General features: G+C 59.0%; 18 protein-coding genes. 17 read left to right on the top strand and 1 reads right to left on the bottom strand.

All coding sequences use genetic code 11. The features are described 5' to 3' along the window. Window positions 1–32: 32 nt before the first annotated feature. The 17 genes from BM235_RS13000 (at window position 33) to BM235_RS12925 (ending at window position 18,625) form a co-directional block, all read left to right on the top strand. Window positions 33–1,010 (top strand): polysaccharide pyruvyl transferase family protein, encoded by a 978-nt coding sequence (locus tag BM235_RS13000; RefSeq protein ID WP_090113672.1) that lies wholly within the window; start codon window positions 33–35, stop codon window positions 1,008–1,010. After that, entirely contained in the window at window positions 1,007–2,437 is a 1,431-nt protein-coding gene (locus BM235_RS12995; RefSeq protein WP_090113669.1) for a sugar phosphate nucleotidyltransferase, read from the top strand. Before BM235_RS13000 ends, BM235_RS12995 begins: the two co-directional genes overlap by 4 nt. Then, complete coding sequence (locus BM235_RS12990) at window positions 2,434–3,774, top strand: UDP-glucose dehydrogenase family protein (RefSeq protein ID WP_090113667.1); 1,341 nt, start codon at window positions 2,434–2,436, stop codon at window positions 3,772–3,774. The genes BM235_RS12995 and BM235_RS12990 overlap by 4 nt, the downstream gene beginning before the upstream one ends. 27 nt (window positions 3,775–3,801) lie before the next feature. After that, complete coding sequence (locus BM235_RS12985) at window positions 3,802–6,732, top strand: chitobiase/beta-hexosaminidase C-terminal domain-containing protein (protein WP_090113664.1); 2,931 nt, start codon at window positions 3,802–3,804, stop codon at window positions 6,730–6,732. 14 nt (window positions 6,733–6,746) lie between these two features. Then, window positions 6,747–8,126 carry a sulfotransferase family protein gene (locus tag BM235_RS32040; protein WP_090113662.1) on the top strand — a complete coding sequence of 460 codons (1,380 nt, stop codon included), beginning with the start codon at window positions 6,747–6,749 and terminating at the stop codon, window positions 8,124–8,126. Continuing rightward, window positions 8,123–10,105 carry an asparagine synthase-related protein gene (locus BM235_RS12975; protein ID WP_090113660.1) on the top strand — a complete coding sequence of 661 codons (1,983 nt, stop codon included), beginning with the start codon at window positions 8,123–8,125 and terminating at the stop codon, window positions 10,103–10,105. The genes BM235_RS32040 and BM235_RS12975 overlap by 4 nt, the downstream gene beginning before the upstream one ends. 63 nt (window positions 10,106–10,168) lie before the next feature. Beyond that, the gene (locus BM235_RS31660) at window positions 10,169–10,297 is read left to right on the top strand and encodes a paeninodin family lasso peptide (protein WP_110468926.1); all 129 of its coding nucleotides are present in this window, start codon (window positions 10,169–10,171) and stop codon (window positions 10,295–10,297) included. 294 nt (window positions 10,298–10,591) lie between these two features. After that, entirely contained in the window at window positions 10,592–11,554 is a 963-nt protein-coding gene (locus BM235_RS12970; RefSeq protein WP_090113657.1) for a hypothetical protein, read from the top strand. Continuing rightward, window positions 11,551–11,856 carry a lasso peptide biosynthesis PqqD family chaperone gene (locus BM235_RS12965; RefSeq protein WP_090113655.1) on the top strand — a complete coding sequence of 102 codons (306 nt, stop codon included), beginning with the start codon at window positions 11,551–11,553 and terminating at the stop codon, window positions 11,854–11,856. The genes BM235_RS12970 and BM235_RS12965 overlap by 4 nt, the downstream gene beginning before the upstream one ends. Then, window positions 11,856–12,344: a lasso peptide biosynthesis B2 protein gene (locus BM235_RS12960; protein WP_255374359.1), complete on the top strand. Its 489-nt coding sequence runs from the start codon at window positions 11,856–11,858 to the stop codon at window positions 12,342–12,344. The genes BM235_RS12965 and BM235_RS12960 overlap by 1 nt, the downstream gene beginning before the upstream one ends. After that, on the top strand, window positions 12,322–13,509 hold the full coding sequence (locus tag BM235_RS12955) for a nucleotidyltransferase domain-containing protein (RefSeq protein ID WP_090113653.1): 1,188 nt from the start codon (window positions 12,322–12,324) through the stop codon (window positions 13,507–13,509). The genes BM235_RS12960 and BM235_RS12955 overlap by 23 nt, the downstream gene beginning before the upstream one ends. 15 nt (window positions 13,510–13,524) lie before the next feature. Further along, window positions 13,525–15,333 carry an ABC transporter ATP-binding protein gene (locus tag BM235_RS12950; protein WP_090113651.1) on the top strand — a complete coding sequence of 603 codons (1,809 nt, stop codon included), beginning with the start codon at window positions 13,525–13,527 and terminating at the stop codon, window positions 15,331–15,333. A 42-nt stretch (window positions 15,334–15,375) separates the two neighbouring features. Further along, window positions 15,376–16,065 (top strand): adenylyl-sulfate kinase, encoded by a 690-nt coding sequence (gene cysC, locus BM235_RS12945; RefSeq protein ID WP_090113649.1) that lies wholly within the window; start codon window positions 15,376–15,378, stop codon window positions 16,063–16,065. A 22-nt stretch (window positions 16,066–16,087) separates the two neighbouring features. After that, window positions 16,088–16,612 carry a VanZ family protein gene (locus tag BM235_RS12940; RefSeq protein ID WP_090113647.1) on the top strand — a complete coding sequence of 175 codons (525 nt, stop codon included), beginning with the start codon at window positions 16,088–16,090 and terminating at the stop codon, window positions 16,610–16,612. Window positions 16,613–16,768: 156 nt separating this feature from the next. Further along, a complete protein-coding gene (locus tag BM235_RS12935; RefSeq protein ID WP_090113644.1) occupies window positions 16,769–17,338 on the top strand; it encodes a hypothetical protein in 570 nt (189 codons plus the stop codon). A gap of 136 nt (window positions 17,339–17,474) precedes the next feature. Continuing rightward, window positions 17,475–17,600 carry a hypothetical protein gene (locus BM235_RS32545; protein WP_255374358.1) on the top strand — a complete coding sequence of 42 codons (126 nt, stop codon included), beginning with the start codon at window positions 17,475–17,477 and terminating at the stop codon, window positions 17,598–17,600. Window positions 17,601–18,112: 512 nt separating this feature from the next. Then, a complete protein-coding gene (locus BM235_RS12925) occupies window positions 18,113–18,625 on the top strand; it encodes a tyrosine-type recombinase/integrase (RefSeq protein WP_199408945.1) in 513 nt (170 codons plus the stop codon). Window positions 18,626–20,713: 2,088 nt separating this feature from the next. On the opposite strand, the gene BM235_RS12915 is transcribed toward BM235_RS12925, so the two are convergent. Continuing rightward, entirely contained in the window at window positions 20,714–21,142 is a 429-nt protein-coding gene (locus BM235_RS12915) for a very short patch repair endonuclease (protein WP_090113636.1), read from the bottom strand. Between the last annotated feature and the right edge of the window lie 206 nt (window positions 21,143–21,348).

Genomic DNA, 21,348 nt, shown 5'->3' with positions numbered 1-21,348 from the left:
AAGAAAGATACAAGCGCGAAGGAGACAAACGGATGGAGATCGCGACCTTAACGGCTCACCCGATGGATGAGCTCAAAAACCGGCTGAGGATCATACTGAACGTCATTCCGCCAGGCTCGAACATCTATTATATCGATTATCCCGTTTATTCCAACGGCGGAGACCTGCTCATCATGAAAGGGACAGAAGCCTTCTTCAGGGAAAACGGAATCAGGGTGCGGGCGCGATACAGCACGTTCGACTTCCCCGACGGGCTGAGCGTGCCAAAGGATCATATCCTCGTGCTGCAGGGCGGCGGCAACTTCGGCGATCTGTACCCCGTGCACCAGAAGCTGCGCGAGCGGGTCGTCGCCGGCTACCCGAAGAACCGGGTCGTCATCCTGCCGCAAACGATTCATTACAAGGACGTGCGCGAGTTCGACCGGACCGCCGACATCCTGAACCGCCACAAGGACGTTCATCTGTTCGTTCGCGACACGCTATCGCTGGAGATGGCGAAGGACAAGTTCAAGCGCTGCGGCGTCTATCTGTCCCCGGACATGGCGCACCAGCTGTGGCCGATCCGCGGCGGCGGCGAGCCGGCGAGGGAGCTGCTTCGCTTCATGCGAACCGATATCGAGAAGACGGCCGGGCAGGACGGGCTGACCTTCGAAGGCGCGGGCGACGATCTCGACTGGTCGACATTGTACAGCCGTACGGAGCATCGGTCGATCCGCGCGATCGGCAAAGTACTACGCATCTCCAAGGGCAAGCTGCCTGTCGGGAAGTTCTGGAGCAAGTACTCGGATCGGCTCGTGAGCAAGGCGGTCGAACGGTTCGCACAGTATCGCACCGTGCAGACGTCGAGACTTCACGGTCATATCCTGTCTTGTCTCATGGACAAGCCGAACGTCCTGTACGACAACGCGTACGGCAAAAACGGCCGCTACTATCGCACCTGGACCCAAGGCATCGCGTCGGCCAAGCTGGCGGCGGAGCCGACGAGCAAGCAGAGCGGAGGGATGGCATGAAGATCGTGCTCTTGTCCGGCGGATCGGGCAAGCGGCTCTGGCCGCTCTCGAACGATTCCCGCTCGAAGCAGTTTCTGAAAGTTCTTAAGGATTCGTCCGGCCGGCCCGAATCGATGATCCAGCGGGTATGGCGGCAGCTCGGGGACGCCGGGCTGCAGGACCATGCCTACGTGGCGACGGGCAAGTCCCAGGTCGAGATCCTGTACGGCCAGCTCGGCAGCGACGTCAGGCTGATCCCCGAGCCGTCCCGCAGGGACACTTTCCCGGCGATCGCCCTCGCGGCTACGCATTTGTACGCGATGGAAGGCGTTAGCCTCTCCGAAACGATCGTCGTCATGCCGGTCGACCCTTACGTCGACGGCCGGTTTTTCGCGGAACTCGCGAAGCTCGAACGCGCGCTGGACGCTTCCGGCGCGGATCTGGCGCTCGTCGGCGTGCAGCCGACGTACCCGTCGGAAAAGTACGGGTATATCGTGCCCGGATCGGGAGTCGCAGGGGAAGACGGGAGCGCAGGCACGGCTGCAGGCGCTTATGAAGGCGGCGACGAGCCGTTCATGACCGTACGCGGGTTCCGCGAGAAACCGGCAAAAGAAGAGGCCGAGAAGATGATCGCCGAAGGCGCGCTTTGGAACTGCGGCGTGTTCGCGTTCAAGCTCGATTTTCTGATTAATATCCTGATCGCCCACGAGCTGCCGATCCAGCACGAGGAGATGGCGAGGCGCTACGATGCGCTGCCGAAGATCAGCTTCGACTACGAGGTCGTCGAGAAGGCGAACCGGATCGCGGCCGTTCGCTACGACGGCGATTGGAAGGACCTCGGCACCTGGAACACGCTCACCGAGGAGATCGCCGAACCGCTCACGGGCAAAGGCACGATCTCCGTACAGACGAAGGGCTCGCACGTCATCAACGAGCTGGACGTCCCGATCGCGGTGCTCGGCTTGTCGGACGTCATCGTCGCGGCGAGCCCGGACGGCATCCTCGTCGCGGACAAGGCGCTCAGCCCCATGGTGAAGGACCTGCTGGGGTCCGCGGATCAGCGTCCGATGTACGAGGAGCGGCGCTGGGGCAGGTACCGCGTACTGGATTATGCGGTCTATCCGGACGGACGCGAGGTGCTGACCAAGCGGATCACCATCGCCGCGGGACGAAACCTCAGCTATCAATACCACAGCCTTAGGGACGAGGTATGGACCGTCATGGCAGGCAGCGGCACGTTCGTCTTGAACGGGAAGATCACGTCCGTGGTCGCCGGAGACGTGATCCGGATTCCCAAGGAGAGCATGCACAGCGTGCGCGCGGAGCAAGATCTCGAGATCATCGAGGTACAGTCGGGGACGCTTCTGATCGAGGAGGATATCGTCCGGCTGGAGATGGCTTGGGGAGATATCATGGAACTTTGCGAGACACAGGAGGGATCCATTTGAAAATCGCGGTAATTGGCACCGGCTACGTCGGACTCGTGTCGGGAATCTGCTACGCCGAGCTCGGTCATACGGTCGTCTGCGTCGACAAGGATCCGTACAAGATCGCCACGCTGCAGAGCGGAGGCATCCCGATCTACGAGCCGGGACTCGAGGAGCTGTCGCGCAAAGGCGTCGCGGCCGGCAAGCTGCGCTATACGCATGATCTTGCGGAGGCCGTGCGCGGTACCGATCTCGTTATCATCGCGGTCGGCACGCCGCCGCTGCCCAGCGGTCAAGCGGACCTTTCTTATATCGATGCCGCGGCCGGCGAGATCGCGGACGCGCTTACCGGCTACGCGATCGTCGCCGTCAAGAGCACCGTTCCCGTCGGCACGAACGAGCGGGTGCGCGATCTGATCCGCGCCAGAACCGCCGTGCCGTTCGACAGCGTGTCGCTGCCGGAGTTCCTGCGCGAAGGCTCGGCCGTGCGCGACACGCTCGAGCCGGATAGGGTCGTCATCGGCGCCGACTCGCCGGCCGCCGCCGAGCGGATCGCCGAGCTGCACCGGCCGCTGACCAAGCAGGTCATGGTGACCGACATCCGCAGCGCGGAGATGCTGAAGTACGCCTCGAACGCGTTTCTGGCGACGAAGATCTCGTTTATCAACGAGATCGCCAACATCTGCGAGAAGGTCGGCGCGGACGTGGCGGAGGTCGCCGCGGGCATGGGGCTCGACCGCCGGATCGGGACCGCTTTCCTGAACGCGGGCATCGGCTACGGCGGCTCCTGCTTCCCGAAGGATACGCGGGCGCTCATCCAGATCGCCGGCCACGTCGAGTACGAGTTCAAGCTGCTGCGCTCGGTCGTCGAGGTCAACCAGGACCAGCGCATGCGCATCGTCCGCAAGCTCGAGACGATTTTCGGCGGCGAGCTGCGGGGCAAGACGGTCGCGGTATGGGGGCTGTCGTTCAAGCCCAACACCGACGACGTGCGCGAGTCCCCGGCACTCGAGATCATTCGGCATCTGGTCGATAGCGGCGTGGTGGTGCGGGCGTACGATCCGATCGCGACGCCGAGCTTCCGCGGCCTGTTCGGGGACGGCGGCGTCGTCTGGTGCGACGGGGCGCTCGAAGCGGCGCGCGGCGCCGACGCCCTGTGCTTGCTCACCGAGTGGGAGGAGTTCGCCAGGACCGACCTGCACGGGCTGCAGGAGACGATGCGCCGGCCGATCCTCATCGACGGGCGCAACGTGTTCAAGGAAGCGGATCTCGCCGGCACGGCTTTCGTCTATTACTCGATCGGCCGCCCGAGCCTGAATCAGGGCGTCAGAGAAGAGATGCCGATCCTCCAGTACTAAAAGCAGGGCCAAAGGAGCTTCGCCATCATGAAAAGAAAAGCGATCTGGCTCCTGGCTTACGGCATGCTCGTCGTCGTTCTTCCCTCGCACTCGCACGGGAACAGCCCGGGCAGCTACGAGATCGAGGTCGACGACCTTGCCGATTGGGAGCAGACGTACGGGCATTCCGACACGCTCGCGCTGCGAACGGTCGCAGGCGACGGACAAGACGCCACCCGCATCGCGCCGAGCGGCGCGGCCGGCGAGGAGCTCGTTTACAAGACGAAAGGCAATTTGCGATCGTTCGCGGTTCAGACCCACGGCCGCGCTGCCAACGCAAGCGGCGGGCTGCAGTTCCTGATCTCGGCCGACGGCAAGTCGTACCGAAGCGTGACGCCGGACGTTCACGAGGATCCCGGCCAATCGCCGACCGTGACCTATGCGTCCAGAGGATTCCCGCTCGGCACGAAGTACTTGAAGATCGTGTTCGGGGGCGAAGGCGCGGGCGGCTCGCCGGAGATCGGCGAGGTCGTGCTGAACGACGACGCCGGCACCGGGGCCAGCAAGCCCTCCGGCGCGGTACTGTACGGCAGCATGATCCTGCTGACTCCGAAGGAGGAAGGCGAGGCCGTCTACTACACGACGGACGGCAGCGACCCGCGTACGTCGAAGACGCGTTTGCTGTACGGCTCGCCGATCCCGATCGCGGACGAGACGGTGCTGAAGACGACGTCGGCGAACCCCGAGAGCGGCCCGGCGAAAGCGACGGACGGCGTATCCACGTATTCGTATACGCCGTACCCGCTCGCCGCGCCACCGAAGGGCATCGACGACAAGCTCGACGACTTCGGCCTGAGCGCCGTCCGGGCGAACGTCTACACGGCGACCGACAATCCCGCCTTTTACGGCGGAGACGGACGCCGGGCGGTCCGGGCGACGCTGGGGGCAGGCGTGATCCTTTACAAGACCGATTACGACATGACTTCCTTTTCGGTCAGCAGCTATTATTTTGCCGGCTTTCCGCTGAGCAAGCTGAAGTTCTACGCCTCTTCCGACGACGAGACGTACAGCGAGGTCGCCGCCGAATCCTACCCGTCCGGCAATCCCGTGAAAAACTGGCAGCCGTACGCATACGAGAACATGTCCCTGCCGGAAGGCACGCGGTACCTGAAAATCGAGATGCTGGGCAAGAGCAAATCCTGGACCCCGCAGGTATCGCGCGTGGCGATCAACCTGAACACGGCGTCCGCCGCGCTCACGACGACCAAGACGAAGGGCGGGATGCTCGCCACCCTCGCGGCGGCGACCGAAGGCGCGCGCGTCTACTATCGGCTGAACGACGGCGGGGACTTCCTCCCGTATACGGGGCCGATCGCGCTGCACGGCTACGTCCGGCTCGAAGCGTACGCGGTCAAGGAAGGGCTCCTGCCGAGCCCCGTCCGCAGCTACGCGATCAACGCGAGCGACGACGTGCAGCTCGACCGGTTCGGCCAGATGGAGGAGGCGAGCTTCGCGGCCAAGGTGACGTCCGAGTCGCAGCTGGCGGCGGACGCGAAGGCTGACAAGGCCTATTATGCGAGTCTGCAGGCGCCGGCAGGACGCGACGAATACGGCGGGCTGGCCGGCAGCAAGGACAAATACGGTTTCAAGGCGACCGGCCATTTCGCGATCCAGCGGTTGAACGGACGCCCGGTCATGACGACGCCGTCCGGCAACCTTTACTTCAGCCTCGCGGTCAACGGCGTGACGGCCAACGAGACGTACTCGCTGGTCAAAGGCAGGGAGACGCTGTACGAGTCGGTGCCGCCCTATGCCGGCGAATACAAGCCCGCCTGGCTCGGGACGGACAGCTTTTCGTACTTCGTTGCGAACAAGTACCGCAAGACCGGCGTCTTCCCGTCGGAGCACGATATTTACATGGAAGCGATCGGACGGCTGGCAAAGTGGGGCTTCAACGGCATCGGCGGCTTCTCGCCGGAAAAGTACGGCGAAGAGGGGCTGTTCCCGTACACGCGCATGCTGCCGCTGGACAGCATGAGTTGGGCCAAGATCAACGGACTGTCGATCTTCGACATCTACGCGGCGGGCGCCGAGACCAAGCTCGATCAGGCGTTCGCCCAAGCGGTAGCGCCGTATAAGGACGATCCCATGCTGGTCGGCTACTTCATCGGCAACGAGTACGATTTTCACAAGTTCTATCAGATCGTGCCGGGTCTCAAGGCGAGCAAGGCGGCGATCAAGGGTCGCCTCGTCCAGCGTCTGCAGTCTAAGTACGGTACGATCGGCGCGTTCAACAAAGCGTGGGAAACGGACTTCGCCTCGTTCGACAGCCTGAAGGAAGCGAAGCTGCCGGTCGAAACGAAGACCGCCTGGAGCGATATGAACGGACTGTTCGCGGAGTATCTCGACCGGTTCTACGGCACCGTCTCGAAGCTTTTCCGCAAGTACGATCAGCGTCATCTGCTTCTCGGCGACAGGTGGACCGTGACGGCCTTCCGCGATACGAAGCTGCGCGGCATGCTCGCAGCGGCCGAAGGCAAGTACGTTGACGTCATCAGCCTGAATTACTACTCGCACAAGGTCGAGACGGAGCTGCTGGCCGATCTGTACGCCAAGGCGGGCAAGCCGATCATGATGAGCGAGTTCGGCTACGGCACGGCGGAGCAGGGCCTGGCGCCGCTCATTCAAAACGCGGCGGCGAACCAAGCCCAGCGCGGCATCCGCTATCGCAACTACGTGGAGGGCGTCGCGACGCTGCCTTACGTCGTAGGGGCCAACGTGTTCAACTACGTGGACCAGGCGGGCCTCGGGCGCCACTGGCAGGGCCAGTGGGGCGAGCACTACAATTCGGGGCTCGTCAATGTCGCCGACCGGCCGTATAAGGACTACGTGACGGCTGCGAAGGCGACGAACGACGACATCTATCGGATCATGCTCGGCCAACGGCCGAAGTATTACTACGATTTCAACAAGAAGTGAAGGAGGCGCCCCGGATGGTCGACGCAAGCGGCAACAACCTCGTATTCCTGCTGTGCACGCCGAGGAGCGGCAGCTCCCTTGCTACGGTCATGATGCAAAATCATAGCAGGGTGTATGCGGCGCAGGAGATGTGGTTTCTCATGAGCCTGCTCGACCTGAAGGCGGCGCAGCGGCGGGCGTACGGCGGCGGAGCGATCCTCGAGCGGTTTTTCGGCGGCGTGCTGCCCGAAGACGCCTTCGCGGACGCGTGCCGGTCGTTCGCGGTCGAGGCCTACAACGGCCTGCTGCGCGGCGGCGAAGGCGCCGACATCGTGGTGGACAAATCGCCGAGATACTATTATCTGCTCGAGTTCCTCGACGTGCTGTTCCCGCGTTCCAAACGGATATGGCTGCTGCGCAATCCGCTGGACGTGCTCGCCTCATACAAGAAGCTCGGCGCGTCGCGCGGCGGCGCCGCGGACCTCGCGGGACTGCTGACGGGCGACGCGTTCGATATCAAGGCCGCTGATCTCACGATCGGACTCCTGCGCTACATGCGGTACTTCGCGGCGCCCGATCCGTACGCCTACCGGCTGCGCTACGAGGAGCTGGTCGCGGATCCCCGCGGACAGCTGGCGGGCGTGAGCGAGTTCCTCGGCATCGCGTACGAGGAAGGGATGGAGCGGTACGGCGAACGCATGGGCACGGCGAAGTCCGAGCTGTACTTCAGCATGGGCGTCGGCGATCCGAACGTCGCGGACCACGCAGCTCCGCATACGAACGCCGTCGGCTCTTGGAAGGACGCGCTCGCTAAGAAAGAGGCGGAGCTTTACGTACGCCTGCTCGGCGCGCGGACTTTCGAGGCGCTCGGCTACGGCGAGGCGCTGGCCGAAGCGGAGCGCTGGACCGGCGCCCGCTTCGAACGCGAGCCGGACGAAGCGCTGCTGGCGCAGCGGGAGCGGCAGCTGCTGGATGCGACCGGGTGCCGCTGGGAGCCGGGGTACGCGATGCGGAGCGCGGTAGTCGGCGGCAGCCTGAAGGCGGCCGGCTCGGCGAGCGGTTCCGCGTTCGGCTCCGCGGTCGGGATGCAGGCTGTGCGCGCTGACGGGATTACGGCGGTACCGGCTACGGCAGCAAACGTTGCGAGGCCTGCGAATGGCGTCAACGAAGCAACGTCGGCGATGGCAGACGAGGCGAAGCTGGCAAGGGCGGCGGACGCTCGCGTACATCAGTTGCAGATGACCGTCCGCGCGCTGGAAATGCGGCTCGAAGCCGGCATCCGGGAGCAGCGGCATCTCCGCGCGCAGCTCGGGGCGATGAAGCGGAAGGCGGATTGGCTGAAGTCGGCCATCCCGTTCGGCAGGCGATTGTCCCGGTTCGCATCGGCCTACATGGCCGGCGGAGGGAAGAAGTGAGCGCGCTGGCGGGGATCGTCCGGTTCGACGGCCGGGAAGCAGAGGCATCGGACGGCGAAGCGATGATGGACGCCATGTCCCGATACGTCGCGGACGATGTGCGCACTTGGCGCGACGGGCCGGCGTTCCTCGGCTGCCGCATCCGCTGGATCACGCCGGAATCGGTCGGCGAACGGATGCCGGACGGCGATGCCGGCGGCGCGGCGGGCGGGCGGCTGCGAATCGTCGCGGACGCGATCATCGACAATCGCGACGACTTGTTCGATCGGCTAGAAGTGCCTTCCGGCCGCCGTGCGACGGTTACGGACGGCGAGCTGATCCTGCTCGCGTACCGCAGATGGGGACGGCTCGCGCCGTCCCATCTGATCGGCGACTTCGCGTTCATGATCTGGGACGAGACGCGCCGGGAGCTGTTCGGCGCCCGCGATTTGTTCGGCAGCCGCTCGCTCTACTACCACATCGGCGCCGGACGACTCGCCTTCGCCACGACGATGGCTCCGCTGCTGGCGCTGCCGGACACCGGCAGCAGGCTGGACGAGGCATGGCTTGCCGAGTTCATGGCGATTCCCGAGATGTTCGAATCCACCGACGCCGGCGCGACGCCGTATGTCGGCATCCGGCAGGTGCCGCCGGGGCACGCGGTCGTCTTCGCGGACGGACGGGCCCGCTTCGAAGCCTACGGCTCGATCGAGCCGGCCGAGCCGCTGCGGCTCCGGTCGGACGGCGAGTACGAGGAAGCGATGCGCGACATTTTCGGCGAAGCCGTCCGCGCCAGGCTTCGCACGCATCGCGAGGTCGCGGCGACGCTGAGCGGCGGCCTTGATTCCGGCGCGGTCGCGGGGTTCGCTGCAAGGGCGCTGCAGCGGGAGGGCAAGACGCTCCAGGCTTACAGCAGCGTGCCCGCCAGCGGCTTCGCCGATTGGACGCCGGGCCATGCGGCGGCCGACGAGCGCCCGCACATCGCGGCGACGGTCCGGCATGTTGGCAATATCGATCCGTCGTACATGGACTTCGAGGGCATCAGCCCGCTGACCGAGGTGGACGAATGGATCGACCTGCTGGAGACGCCTTACAAGTTTTTCGAGAACTCGTATTGGCTGAAGGGCATCCACGAGCGCGCGGGCAGCCGGGGAGCGGGAATCCTGCTCACCGGCGCCCGAGGGAACTTCACCGTCTCGTGGGGTCCGGCCCTCGACTATTATGCGCAGCTGCTGAAGCGCATGAAGTGGATGCGGCTGTCGCGCGAGCTGCGCATGTTCGGCGCGAACAAGGGCATCGGACGGCGTCGGCTGCTGTCGACCTTGGGGAAGCTGGCCTTTCCGGCGCTCTCGGGCGGACGGCGCGGCGGCGAAGAACCGGACCTGCCGGCGATGCTGATCCATCCGGATTTCGCGCAGCGCACGGGCGTATTCGCCAAGCTGCGAGGCGGCGGAAGCGGTGCCGGATTCGGCAGCTCAAGCGGCGGTACGGGCCGCGGCTCGGGGTCGGCGGATCCGTTCGCGGTGCGCAGGGACAAGCTCGCCAGTCTAGCCGCCGCGAACAAGAACGGCGCGACCGCGACCAAGCTGTCGCTGCGGTACGGCGTCTGGGAGCGGGATCCGACCTGCGATCTGCGGGTCGTGCGCTTCTGCCTCTCGGTGCCGGTCGAGCAGTACGTGCGGGACGGCATGGACCGGGCGCTGATCCGCCGGGCGACGAAGTCCGTGCTGCCCGACGAGGTGCGGCTCAACCAGCGGGTCCGGGGCGTCCAGGGCGCGGATTGGATCCACCGGGCGGCGCCGATGTGGCCGCGCCTGCTCGACGAGCTGCGGCGGCTCTGCGACGATTCGGCCGTCGCCGGCTACTTGAACGTCGAGCGGATCCGCGCGGCGGCGGCGGGAATCGGGCGGGAGCCCCGATCGGAGCTCGCTTTTCACCCGGAGATGCGGCTGCTCTTGCGCAGCGTCATCTTGTATAGATTCATCAAACGGCACGCCTGACGATCGGATACGCGAGCCGCGCCAGCGGGCGCCGGCCCGCCTTTGAAAGGAGGTGAACGCACAATGGCAAAGCAACAATGGCAAACGCCCGAACTCGAAACGCTGAACGTCAGCGAGACGATGTACGGCAAAGGCATGACGAACATCGACTTCGTCACGACCGAAGACATGGACATCTACACTCCGAGCTGACTTTGATTTTCACCCAAAAGTGTCCTTATACAGTCCGAAGCGGACTGTATAGGGACTTCTTTATCCATGCGTCACGGCTTGGCCGCGACGAGAGTCGTACCGCAAGTAAGCAAGTCGTTTTACAAATCGAGGATACATCCGCCGTTAGCGGCTTTAGCATGAACGTAGATTTCTATTTTCGGCATACATCCGCAGCTAGCGGACCGCGTATGCACGCAATTCCTTTCCTATTGGCCATAACCGCGTTAGCGGTCGAAATAGTCATCCCATTTGAAGAAAAAAGGAGCGATCACGATGATCGATGCGGTTTTGGCCGAACGAACGGCGACGACGACGGTCTACAGGGCGTTCGGCCTCGACATGGAGAGCTCGATTCCGCTGCCCGAATTGCCGCCGGCAGGCGCCGGTCGTACGGCAGACACTGCGGACGTCACGATCGTTACGGCCGATCCGGTTCCGCTCAGGGAGGAGCTCGAAGCGAGCGGCAGCAACTTTTCGCTGACGCGCGAAGGCAGCCGCTTTCTTTTCCTCATTCCCGATACGGCCGTCTACTGCATCGACGAAGGCCGGCATATCGCTGTCGCGCCGCTGCCCGGCGCAGATCCGGAGAAGGTGCGCGTCTACCTGCTCGGCACTTGCTTCGGCGCGCTGCTCTTGCTCCGCGGACTGCTGCCGCTGCATGGCAGCGCGGTCGTCATCGGCGGCAAAGCGTACGCCTTCGTCGGCGATTCGGGCGCGGGCAAGTCGACGCTCGCCGCCGCGCTCGTCGGCATGGGACATTGTCTCCTTAGCGACGATGTCGTGGCGGTCACGGCCGGCGTAGACGGCAAGCCGTTCGTCATGCCGGCTTATCCGCAGCAGAAGCTATGGCGGGAAAGCCTGGACGGACTCGGGATGCATGCATCTCCGTATCGCACCATCTATAGGGAGACCGAGAAGTTCGCCGTACCGGTCTCTAAGGACTTCGGTTCGGACCCCGTGCCGCTGGCTGGCGTGTTCGAACTCGGGCGGTCGGGCGGCGAGCGGATCGGCGTCGTCGCGCTGCCGGTGCTCGAGCGACTTCGCGTTATGCTGCAGCATACGTACCGGCAAGCGTTGATCCCCCGGCTCGGTCTCGTAGATTGGCATTTCCGGGCGGCATCCGGCATTGCGTCCGGCATCGCGGTCGGACAACTTTATAGGCCGTCCGAAGGGTTTACGGCGCGCGAGCTCGCCGAGATCATGATCCAATTCGACAAGGGAGGCAAAACGATATGATCGAAGCAGGCTTGACGAGCGGTCACGATACCGAACAGATCGTAGTAAGGGCAGAGGGCAACATGGCAAGCGACATGAACGGCGAGAAGGTGATGTTCAGCACCCGCACGGGCAAGTACTACAACCTTGGCGCCGTCGGGGGCCGAATCTGGGATCTCATCGCCGAGCCCATCGACATCGGCCGGTTGGTCGACACGCTTGCCTCGGAATACGAGGTCGAAAGGGAGATGTGCGAGCGGGAGGCGCTGGCTTTTCTTCGGCAAATGTACCGGGAGTCGCTCATCGAGGTGCGTCCGTCCTGATGCGGGCCCTCCGAAAGTTCATGGCATGGCCCGCCGCTCGACGGCGGCTCATGCTGGAGGCGCTCTTGTACCTGGCGTGGGCGCGAATCCTGAAGGCGCTGCCGTTCAGCCGGCTCGCGCCGAAGCTCGGCCGGCCGATGACGGAGACGCCGCACGTGCACGATCTGAACGCCGAGCGCGTGGTGCGCAGCATCTCCGAGGCGGTGCGGGTGATGAGCCGCCATACGTTCTGGGAGAGCCAATGTCTCGTTCAGGCGCTCGCGGCCAAAAAAATGCTGGAACGGCGGAGCGTGGACAGCACGCTGTATCTCGGCACGGCCAAGGATAAGCAAGGCAACCTCATCGCGCATGCGTGGCTCCGGAGCGGCCCGGTCATTCTGACGGGCGCCGGGGAGCGGCGATTGTTCACGACGGTGGCTGTATTCGGCACGGACTATTCGACTGAAAAGATTGAAGGTGCGAGGCATGAATCAAACTTACGAGCTTAATACGACCGCTTTTCCCCAGGAGCTGACCGCGATGCTCGCGGCAATGCGGAGCGAGGCCGCGCAGGAGGAGAAGGCGCAGCAGGAGAGGGCGCAGCAAGTGCCTCCGTTGCCGAACATCGATTGGAATCAATTCGTGAAGCTGGTCCGCCATCATCGGGTCTATCCGCAGATCCGCGGGGACCGGGACGGCACCGGCTTGATTCCGTCCGATGTCCTGCAAGCCCTGGGCGGCGATTGCCGGCAAAATACATGGCGCATGCTCAGGCTGAGCGGCGAATTGGACCGGGTGTGCAGGTCGCTGGGAGCGCGAGGCGTGCGTTCGCTGTCGCTCAAAGGTCCGGCGCTCGCCAGGCAGCTATACGGGGACATCTCGCTGCGGACGTCCAAGGACCTGGATATTCTGATTCCCGTCGGCGACCTGGAGCAGGCGGAGCGTCTGCTGCTCGAGCTGGGCTACCGGGCGGACGAAGAGATACCGCGCGGACTTGGCGACTGGAAGTGGAAAATCCATCATGTCTCCTTCACGAATCCGAATACGGGCATCCAGGTCGAGGTGCATTGGCGGCTGAACGGCGAAAACGGCAAGGAACCGTCGTTCGAGGCGCTTTGGCGGGATCGGCAACCGTGCGCGCTGTCGGACGCGATCTTCATGCCGGGCGACGCGCATCTGTTCATGTATCTCGTCACGCACGGCGCGCGTCACGGCTGGTTCCGGCTGCGTTGGCTCGCCGATATCGACCGCATGGTCGGGCGCGGCCTGGATTGGGACGCGATTATCCCGCTGCTTCGGCGCTACCGCGCGCTCGATCAGGCGGGCCAGGCGCTCGTGCTCGCCTCGGGACTGCTGCATACGCCGATTCCCGACGAGATCGGCCGTATGCTCGCCAGAGGACGCGGTCCTGCGCTGGCGGACCGCGCGCTCGGGTTCATCCGCGATACCGTCGTGCTGACGACCGACCCCAGCGCCGGCGAAGTGTCGCGAACGTACAAGCGGTATTTGTTCGAGCTCAAGACGACGCGGCAAAAATGGGGCTACGCGGTTAGCCGGCTTTACCCCAGCTTCCGGGACACCAAAGCGCTGCCGCTGCCGCGCTCTTTGTATTTTCTTTATTTTCCGCTGCGGCCGTTCGTCTGGCTGTGGAGGCAGGTACGCCAGGAGACTTGAGAGCGGGGTGAGGCGATGAATGAACTGCGGTTTTACTTGAACCGGCTGCGAAGCTACGGAGGAATGCGCCTGTACGCTCAGCTCGCCGCGATGGTCGCGCTCGGACTGTTCGACGGCATCGGCATCTACATGCTCGCGCCGATGCTCGGACTCCTCGGCCTGCTTGGCGACGGCGCTGGAGGCACGGGCAGTCTCCCGTTTGCCGGCGAAGCGCTGGCCGCGCTGCGCGAACTGCCCTCGAACCTTGCGCTGCCCGTCCTGCTGGCCGCCTATGTTCTCATCATGACGCTGCAGTCTCTACTGCAGCGGGCCCAGAGCATCCGCGGCACCCGGCTGCAGCAGGGCTTTATCCGGCATTTGCGCCTCACGCTATATGCGTCGCTGATGCGGTCCGACTGGATCTTTTTTCTTCGACGCCGGCGATCCGACTTTCATCACCTGCTCACGTCCGAGTTGGCGCGAGTCAGCCAGGCGACGTATTTGTTTCTGCAGCTCGCTTCTTCGGTCGCGTTTACCGTCATCCAGATCGGGATCGCCTTCTGGCTGTCGGCGAAGCTCACGGCGGTCGTGCTCGTTAGCGGCGCCGCGATCGCGGTCGTCATGCGCCGCAAGATTCGGCGGGCCAAGGAGGTCGGCAATCGGACGAGCGAGTTGTCGCAGCAATATTACGCCGGTTTGACCGATCATTTCAACGGCATCAAGGATATTAAGAGCAACCGCTTGGAAGATTCGTATCTCGGCTGGTTCCGCGGACTGACCGGACGGATGGAGGCCAACTTCATCGCCTTCGCGAGGCTGCAGGCGACGACGTCGAGCTTGTACAAGATTTCCTCCGCGGCGCTGATCGCCTTGTTCGTATACCTGGCCGTCGAGGCGCTGCACGTCGGCGCGGGCGAACTTCTGCTCATCGTCGTGCTGTTCGCCAGGCTGTGGCCCCGCTTCGCCCAGATCCAATCGAACGCGGAGCAGATCGGCTCCGCGATTCCCGCGTTTCGCAGCCTGCGCGAGCTTGAGCGCGAATGCGCCGAAGCCCGCGAATCGGGCGCCGACGAAGCCGGCGAACGCGCGGAGGGTCTGGACGTCAAGGCGGGGATCGAATGCCGCCACGTCTACTTCAAGTACGGCGGCGACGCGTATGCCGAATACGCGCTGCGGGACGTATGCCTTCACATCCCGGCAGGCAAGATGACGGCCATCGTCGGCAAGTCTGGCGCAGGCAAGAGCACGCTCGTCGACCTGCTGATGGGCCTGCTCGAGCCCGAGCGCGGATCGGTGCTTATCGACGGCCTCCCTGTAGCGGGAGAGCGGCGGCTTGCCTTGCGCCATGCGGTAAGCTACGTTGCGCAGGAGCCTTTTTTGTTCCACGAGAGCATCCGGGACAATCTGCTGGCCGTGCGTCCGGACGCACGGGAGACGGAGCTGTGGGAGGCGCTGCGTTTCTCGGCTTCGGAGGAATTCGTTAGGCGCTTGCCCGAAGGGCTGGACACGGTCGTCGGCGACCGCGGCGTCCGGCTGTCGGGCGGCGAGCGTCAGCGGCTCGTGCTGGCGCGGGCGATCCTCAGGAAGCCGTCGATCCTCGTGCTTGACGAAGCGACCAGCGCGCTCGATACCGACAACGAGGCACGAATCCAGGAAGCAATTGACCGACTCAAAGGGAAGATGACGATCATCGTCATCGCGCACCGGCTGTCGACGATCCGGGGCGCGGATCAGGTCGTTGTCATGGAGCAGGGCGAGGCTATCGTGCGGGAAGACGGTCGAATAAGCGCGCTGGACGGCACGTCGGCCGACGGCGTCGTCGAATGGCCGGCAGGCGCAAGATAAACGCTCGCGAAGGGCTTGCGGGCAACTACGGGAGGGATACGAATGCGAGTGAACGAGACGATCGCAGAAGGCGGCGCGGCCGGCACGGCAGCAGGGCGGGGAGCTGCGCCGGTCGGCCAAGTAACCTGGCAGCGCTCCGGCATCTCGCGCGCGGACCGGGAGCGCAAAAGCGGGCATCCCGGTCGGGTGCTCTGGCTCACGGGGCTGCCGGGATCGGGCAAGTCGACGCTCGCTTTCGCCTTGGAGCGGGAGCTGCATGCCCGCGGCATCGGCTGCTTCGTGTTGGACGGCGACAACGTCCGTCATGGACTGTGCCGGGACCTCGGGTTCTCGGAGGCGGACCGGCGGGAAAATCTGCGGAGAGTGGGCGAGGTAGCCAAGCTGTTCGTCGAAGCGGGAACCGTCGTGATCGCGGCGCTGGTCTCTCCGAACGGCGAGGACCGCCGGATGGTCAGAGATTTGTTCGAGGAGGGCGACTTCGCGGAGATCTATGTCCGCTGTTCGCTCGAGGAGTGCGAACGCAGGGATCCGAAGGGGTTGTACAAAAAAGCGCGAAGCGGCCAGATCCCAAGTTTCACGGGCGTCGGCGCGCCGTACGACGTCCCCGAGCGGCCGGAGCTGACGATCGATACGCAGCTGGAGTCTGCGGATGAATCCGTAGCCGCCTTGATCGAGTATTTGGAAGCCCGCGGCGATCTGCTCGGCAGGCTGGCCGAAGCGGGACAGGTCTAGCGGCAGAAAGGGGAAAGGCATCATGACCGACAATAAGAGCTGGAGACGTCTCATAGCGCTTGGTCTCTTGTGCTTCGTCGTCATCGCGATATTCAAGCTATCATCCCAGCCTTATAGCAAGCAGACGATTCAGCCGTTGCTGAATCGGACCTTGTCCTGGGAGACGGCCGAGCGATTGCTGCCGGGCGTAGATATCCACTACGACGGCAAGGAGTACCGGCGGGACATTAATCCGTACGGCATGATCGAATTCGCATTTCGCAAGAGCGCTCATTTGTTCGTTTATGGCGTGCTTGCGGCCGTGACCGCGCTCGTGCTGCGCCTGTTCCGCCTGCGTCCGTTGTCCACAGCCGCGCTATCGCTGGCGGTCGTCGGTTTTGTCGCGATTTTGGACGAGTGGAACCAGCGCTATTCCGCGGCCCGAACGCCGACTTATCAAGACGTGCTCGTCGATCTGACAGGCGGCGCGATCAGCCTTGCCGTTTGCTTCGGGATATCCGCCCTCTACAAGCAATGGCGAATCATCCGAACGGCAGGGCGCCGATAATACCTCTGCTGTACCTAAACTGAGAGCGATCCGCCTAGCGCGGATCGCTCTTTTTTGCGTTTTGGATCGATCGCCCAGACAAATGCTTTTGTTTCCTTAATTTGTTAAATGTGATATAACGAAGGTATTCATATTGGTAGGCAAAGGAGGCACCCGATGAAGCGATACATCTCCTTATTACTGCTTTTCAGCTTTGTTGCGATCGGACTTTTCACTTTTACATCCGATAGAGCATCTGCCTGTAGCTGCGCCGTTAGGAATACACAGGAAAGACTGGACGACTCCGCAGCCGTCTTCGTCGGCCAAGTGATTCATAAAGGCTTACCCAGCTTATTTCGATCACGCGAAACGAGAGAGTATGCTTTTGACGTTCAGCTTGCCTGGAAGGGCGTCTCGACGAAACTAATCACGATTCAAGCGCTGAGCGGCGGCTCGGAATCTTGCGGAATCACGTTCAGCAAAAACCAATCGTACATCGTGTTCGCCCATTATAACGAGAATCGGATGCTCCAAACGAATCTGTGCAGCGGCAATCTGCAGGCATCCGCCGATGAATCCGTGGCGATTCTCGGTACGGCTTCGATAGAGGCCGACGCGTTAAGCGGGGGAGCCTATGGAGGGACTATGCTGTCGCTAAATCTTTTCTTATATATATCTGCATTCATACTCGTTGCCGCTGCAGCGATCATGGCCTGGAAAGCATATCAGCGGAAGCGTAGGTTGTGATCAAGTAACCGGTTGTAAATCTGTAGGAAGCTATGGTGTATTTTCAGCAAACATGTCTGCCGAAAGTATCGGGGACCGCGAAGTCGTATTCGACTTTGCGTTCCCTTTTGCATGTCGGGCGGCTGAAGGAGATTGCATGGAAATTTATCTTTTTAAGAGGGACGAGGCGACGCTGGGTCTTCAATTCGAGTTTGACCGTGCGACGATCGATATCATCAAGACTTTACCGGGCAGAAGATGGGTGCCGGAAGCCTCATTGTGAACGGTGCCTTATACACTCGCAATGGCTGAAAGACTGATGAAGGAATTCCAAATGAGCCTGCGAATAGAGGACCGATTATGCGAGGAGAGCTATCTTTTCCTAAAGAATCGGGCCTCCAGGCGTGAACCGTAAGAGCAGCAGTTGAGGCAGCAGCTGCAGATAAGGGGCTGCGGCGGAAAAACAATTCAGGCTTATTGCGGCCATGTCGGGCGATAATGGATTATTGCGACACCATTCCGAAGCATAACCGACAAGAATGTCTTAAGAAATACATGCTGGAGCTTCAGGAGAAAAAGCCATCTCACGCTTAAGTGAACCAGGCGATCAGTGCGATCAAGTTTTTCGAGCAAGAGGTATTGCAAATCGAAAACACGGTTCCGTACGAGAGACCAAAAAAGAAAACAAGCTTCCGAATGTATATGCACTAAAAGAAGTGAAAGCGCTGCTCGGCGCCTTGTCCAATCTGAAGCATCAAGCGCTATTATTTCTTACCTATTCTTCGGGCTTGCGGGTTGTCGAAGTCGTGCGACTCCGAATACAGGACTTTGACTACGAATGAAGAACGTTACTTAGTTAGAAAAGGAAAAGGAAGGAAAGATCGCATCAAGGTTTTGTCGGATAGCGCCGTAGAAATCGTCAAACGCTATATCCGCCATGATGCGCAGGACCAGTGGTTCTTTCCCGGACAAAATAAAACCAGCCACCTCACCGAACGTTCCGCCCAAAAAATGTTCGAGCACGCGCTTGCCGTCTCCGGCATCAACAAAAAGGTGAGCATTCATGCCCTGCGCCATTCATTCGCTACGCATCTGCTGGAAGGAGGCATCGACCTTCGATATATTCAAGAACTGCTAGGTCATCAGAGCTCACGTACAACCGAGCGCTACACCCATGTGAGCGTGAAAAATATTCGGCGAATCAAAAGCCCCCTGGATATCGAAGAGGCGCGGTCTGCTACAGACTTACGCAAATATATCGCATCGATCTATTTTAGCGAACTACGCAAAACCAGCCGAATTGAATGATTTAGTCAAGTTCGTAAAAAAGACGTTAGTTGAAATTGACCGAGGGGCGGGAAGGTTATAAAGAACAATACTAAACCAAATTTCAGTTTGATAGGATTAGTTTTATTCTCACTTACTTTAGCTGTCCATCTTTGTTATAGATTTACGAAAACATCAGATGTAGGAATAGGTATGATGTTGTCACTTGCCAACGCTCTTTTATTAATATTTACGTTGTTATGGAGTGTACTGGGGATAATTGATTTTCGTATTTTAATGAATTCCTACAGAGATATCAAGGGGGATTTAAAATCTGGAAGTCTTAACAAAAGTGAATACAAGAGCGCTTTAAGTACATTTAAATTCAGATTAACTATAAACATTAGTTACTTATTTATAGTCGTATTTCAATTGGGATTTGTTATATATGACTGGAATGAATTAAATATATAAATTCAAAAAATCTGATTGGAATTCGAAGAAGGGTCAACTTCATCTAACAATGTATTCGCGCTTCGGAGCCTGCGGCCCCTCGGTCCGCCAGATGAATTTCGGGGAAGCAGAATCAGGCGGACACACCTGCGAAGCTAACTGCGCTGACACGCATCCGGTCACTTAGTGACCTTAAGCGCCTCTCGGCCTCGTGAATACGGGAACGTTATATGACATACCACTTGAACGGAGAAGAAATAAATGAAATCAGGAAGCATCGTAAGTAAATTAATAAGTCTATTTATTACATCTTTGATTATGACAGTGGTGATGTTATTAATATCCTTTCCTAATGAATTTATTGTGTTATTTTTCCCCGTTTATTTTATATTTTTTGCTGTTTCATTATTTATTTCGTTTCCAATGTCATACTTAGTAGAGAAATTATCTTTAACAACTCGAAATATATGGAAGAGAACGATCATGTCAATTGCTCTGAGTTTCATCATTTTGTTACTAACATTAGTTATTTTACTTCTTGTTGGATTTTATATTAATCAAAATCACATTCTATATGGAATTATTGCTTACTACCTATTCTTTACATTGGATAACATACTTTCATTTGCAGAGAGTAAAACTAGAAATACAAACAAAGAATTTAAAAAGCTATAAACATTGGATGTGTTTCAAGAAGTGTGGTACGCCATATAACAATGTATTTACGCATCGGGCCGACTACGTTGACCTTCGGTCCGCCAAATGGAATTCGGGGAAGTGGAATTAGGCGGACACACATGCGAGTCCTGTCGGACCCGGTCACTTCGTGACCTTAAGCCTCACAGCGTCGTGAATACGGGAACGTTATCGGAAATTCCCAAAGACAGAAAGGAAATACTAAATGCAAACAAGGACAGAAAGAACAATTCAAAGAAAACGAGAGTTTCGGAAGCAAGTATTAATTACACCTAAATTAATATTCAGTCTATTTTTTTGTTTAATCTTTTACTCTATCTCTCAGTTAATACTGACTCAACCATTGAAAGGGACATCCTACGATGAAATTGTTGGTGGAATAACAAAAGTTAATATAATGGCAATCGGTATCTTCTGCATTGCTGGCTTCACAAACATTAAGATTTTAGTCGTATTAATAAAATCAATTCTGAAGATAATGTTTACAGTTTGGATGGTTACGATCATTCAGTTTTCAAAACTGGAACAAATAGAGCAGAATGTATGGATAATCCTTTCCTCGTTTTTCTTTGTTTATCTTGAAGTCTTATTAGAATTAAATGACGTTTTGTTTCAAATCCCAGAGTTTCAAAATAAGAAAATAAAATTTCTCAATTCTAATTTTTTGAGAGCATATTCAGTTCCTATTTCAATTTTTGCTTTATCTTTAATAAATATTCTTCTCTCGTTTTTCATAATAGACCTTTTAAAGGAGCTTAGTTAGTCTCTCAAAGAGGTAGGGAACTTCCGATAACACCGTGTTCACGCATCGGGGGACAAGCCCCTCGGTCTGGCAGAGGGATTTCGTGGAAGCGTAATCAGCCAGACACATTCGCACCGACTAAGCGCATCGCGCCCGTCGACTTCGTCGCCTTAAGTCGGTGGGACGTCGTGAACACAGCAACGTTAAATGACATTCTTGAAATATGTTTTAAAAACATATTATAAATGATCTATGTGTTTTGCCATATGTATTTGTCTACAAACATGATAAATTACTAGTTCAAAATTGGCCTTTAAATCGTGTTCCCAAATTCTAATTATTGTCCAATTTATTTTTTGATAGTAGAGAGTAACTTCATTATCTCTATCAATATTTCTCTTAATCTTATTATTCCAGTATTGTGGATTCTTATTAGGAAGTTTAAAGTGAGATTGACATCCGTGCCAAAAGCATGAATCAATAAAGATCACGACTTTGTACTTTTTTATTGCTATGTCTGGTTTTCCAAAAAGAGACAATACATTTTTCCTAAACCGTATGCCTCTTTTCCAAATACATTTTGAAACCAATTGTTCTAATTTTGTGTTTTTTCCCCTCACTCTACTCATTATTCTACTTCGTTGCTCGGAGATTGAATTTACACTCATAGATTAAACCCCCAAATCAAAAAAAAGAACGTATGTTCTATTTTATAGTATCATAAAGGAATAATAATGTAATTAGAGAATTGGTTAGTAATTCTGAGGCGACACGAACGTCATATAACAATGTATTCACGCTTCGGGGCCAGTGGTCCCTCGGTCCGCCAGATGGATTTCGAGGAAGTGGAATCAGGTTGACACACCTGCGAGGC

This window comes from Cohnella sp. OV330 (genome assembly GCF_900112065.1).
In the GTDB taxonomy this organism is placed as follows: domain Bacteria; phylum Bacillota; class Bacilli; order Paenibacillales; family Paenibacillaceae; genus Cohnella.
Note: the sequence above shows the minus strand (reverse complement) of the source record. Positions and strands in the feature narration are given on the sequence as shown.

What these genes read in the sequence shown, in the direction of transcription:
- BM235_RS13000 (WP_090113672.1), top strand. Translation starts at nt 33, where the DNA reads ATGGAGATCGCGACCTTAACGGCTCACCCGATGGATGAGCTCAAAAAC.
- BM235_RS12995 (WP_090113669.1), top strand. Translation starts at nt 1,007, where the DNA reads ATGAAGATCGTGCTCTTGTCCGGCGGATCGGGCAAGCGGCTCTGGCCG.
- BM235_RS12985 (WP_090113664.1), top strand. Translation starts at nt 3,802, where the DNA reads ATGAAAAGAAAAGCGATCTGGCTCCTGGCTTACGGCATGCTCGTCGTC.
- BM235_RS32040 (WP_090113662.1), top strand. Translation starts at nt 6,747, where the DNA reads ATGGTCGACGCAAGCGGCAACAACCTCGTATTCCTGCTGTGCACGCCG.
- BM235_RS31660 (WP_110468926.1), top strand. Translation starts at nt 10,169, where the DNA reads ATGGCAAAGCAACAATGGCAAACGCCCGAACTCGAAACGCTGAACGTC.
- BM235_RS12970 (WP_090113657.1), top strand. Translation starts at nt 10,592, where the DNA reads ATGATCGATGCGGTTTTGGCCGAACGAACGGCGACGACGACGGTCTAC.
- BM235_RS12965 (WP_090113655.1), top strand. Translation starts at nt 11,551, where the DNA reads ATGATCGAAGCAGGCTTGACGAGCGGTCACGATACCGAACAGATCGTA.
- BM235_RS12960 (WP_255374359.1), top strand. Translation starts at nt 11,856, where the DNA reads ATGCGGGCCCTCCGAAAGTTCATGGCATGGCCCGCCGCTCGACGGCGG.
- BM235_RS12955 (WP_090113653.1), top strand. Translation starts at nt 12,322, where the DNA reads ATGAATCAAACTTACGAGCTTAATACGACCGCTTTTCCCCAGGAGCTG.
- BM235_RS12950 (WP_090113651.1), top strand. Translation starts at nt 13,525, where the DNA reads ATGAATGAACTGCGGTTTTACTTGAACCGGCTGCGAAGCTACGGAGGA.
- cysC (WP_090113649.1), top strand. Translation starts at nt 15,376, where the DNA reads ATGCGAGTGAACGAGACGATCGCAGAAGGCGGCGCGGCCGGCACGGCA.
- BM235_RS12940 (WP_090113647.1), top strand. Translation starts at nt 16,088, where the DNA reads ATGACCGACAATAAGAGCTGGAGACGTCTCATAGCGCTTGGTCTCTTG.
- BM235_RS12935 (WP_090113644.1), top strand. Translation starts at nt 16,769, where the DNA reads ATGAAGCGATACATCTCCTTATTACTGCTTTTCAGCTTTGTTGCGATC.
- BM235_RS32545 (WP_255374358.1), top strand. Translation starts at nt 17,475, where the DNA reads ATGGAAATTTATCTTTTTAAGAGGGACGAGGCGACGCTGGGTCTTCAA.
- BM235_RS12915 (WP_090113636.1), bottom strand. Translation starts at nt 21,142, where the DNA reads ATGAGTGTAAATTCAATCTCCGAGCAACGAAGTAGAATAATGAGTAGA.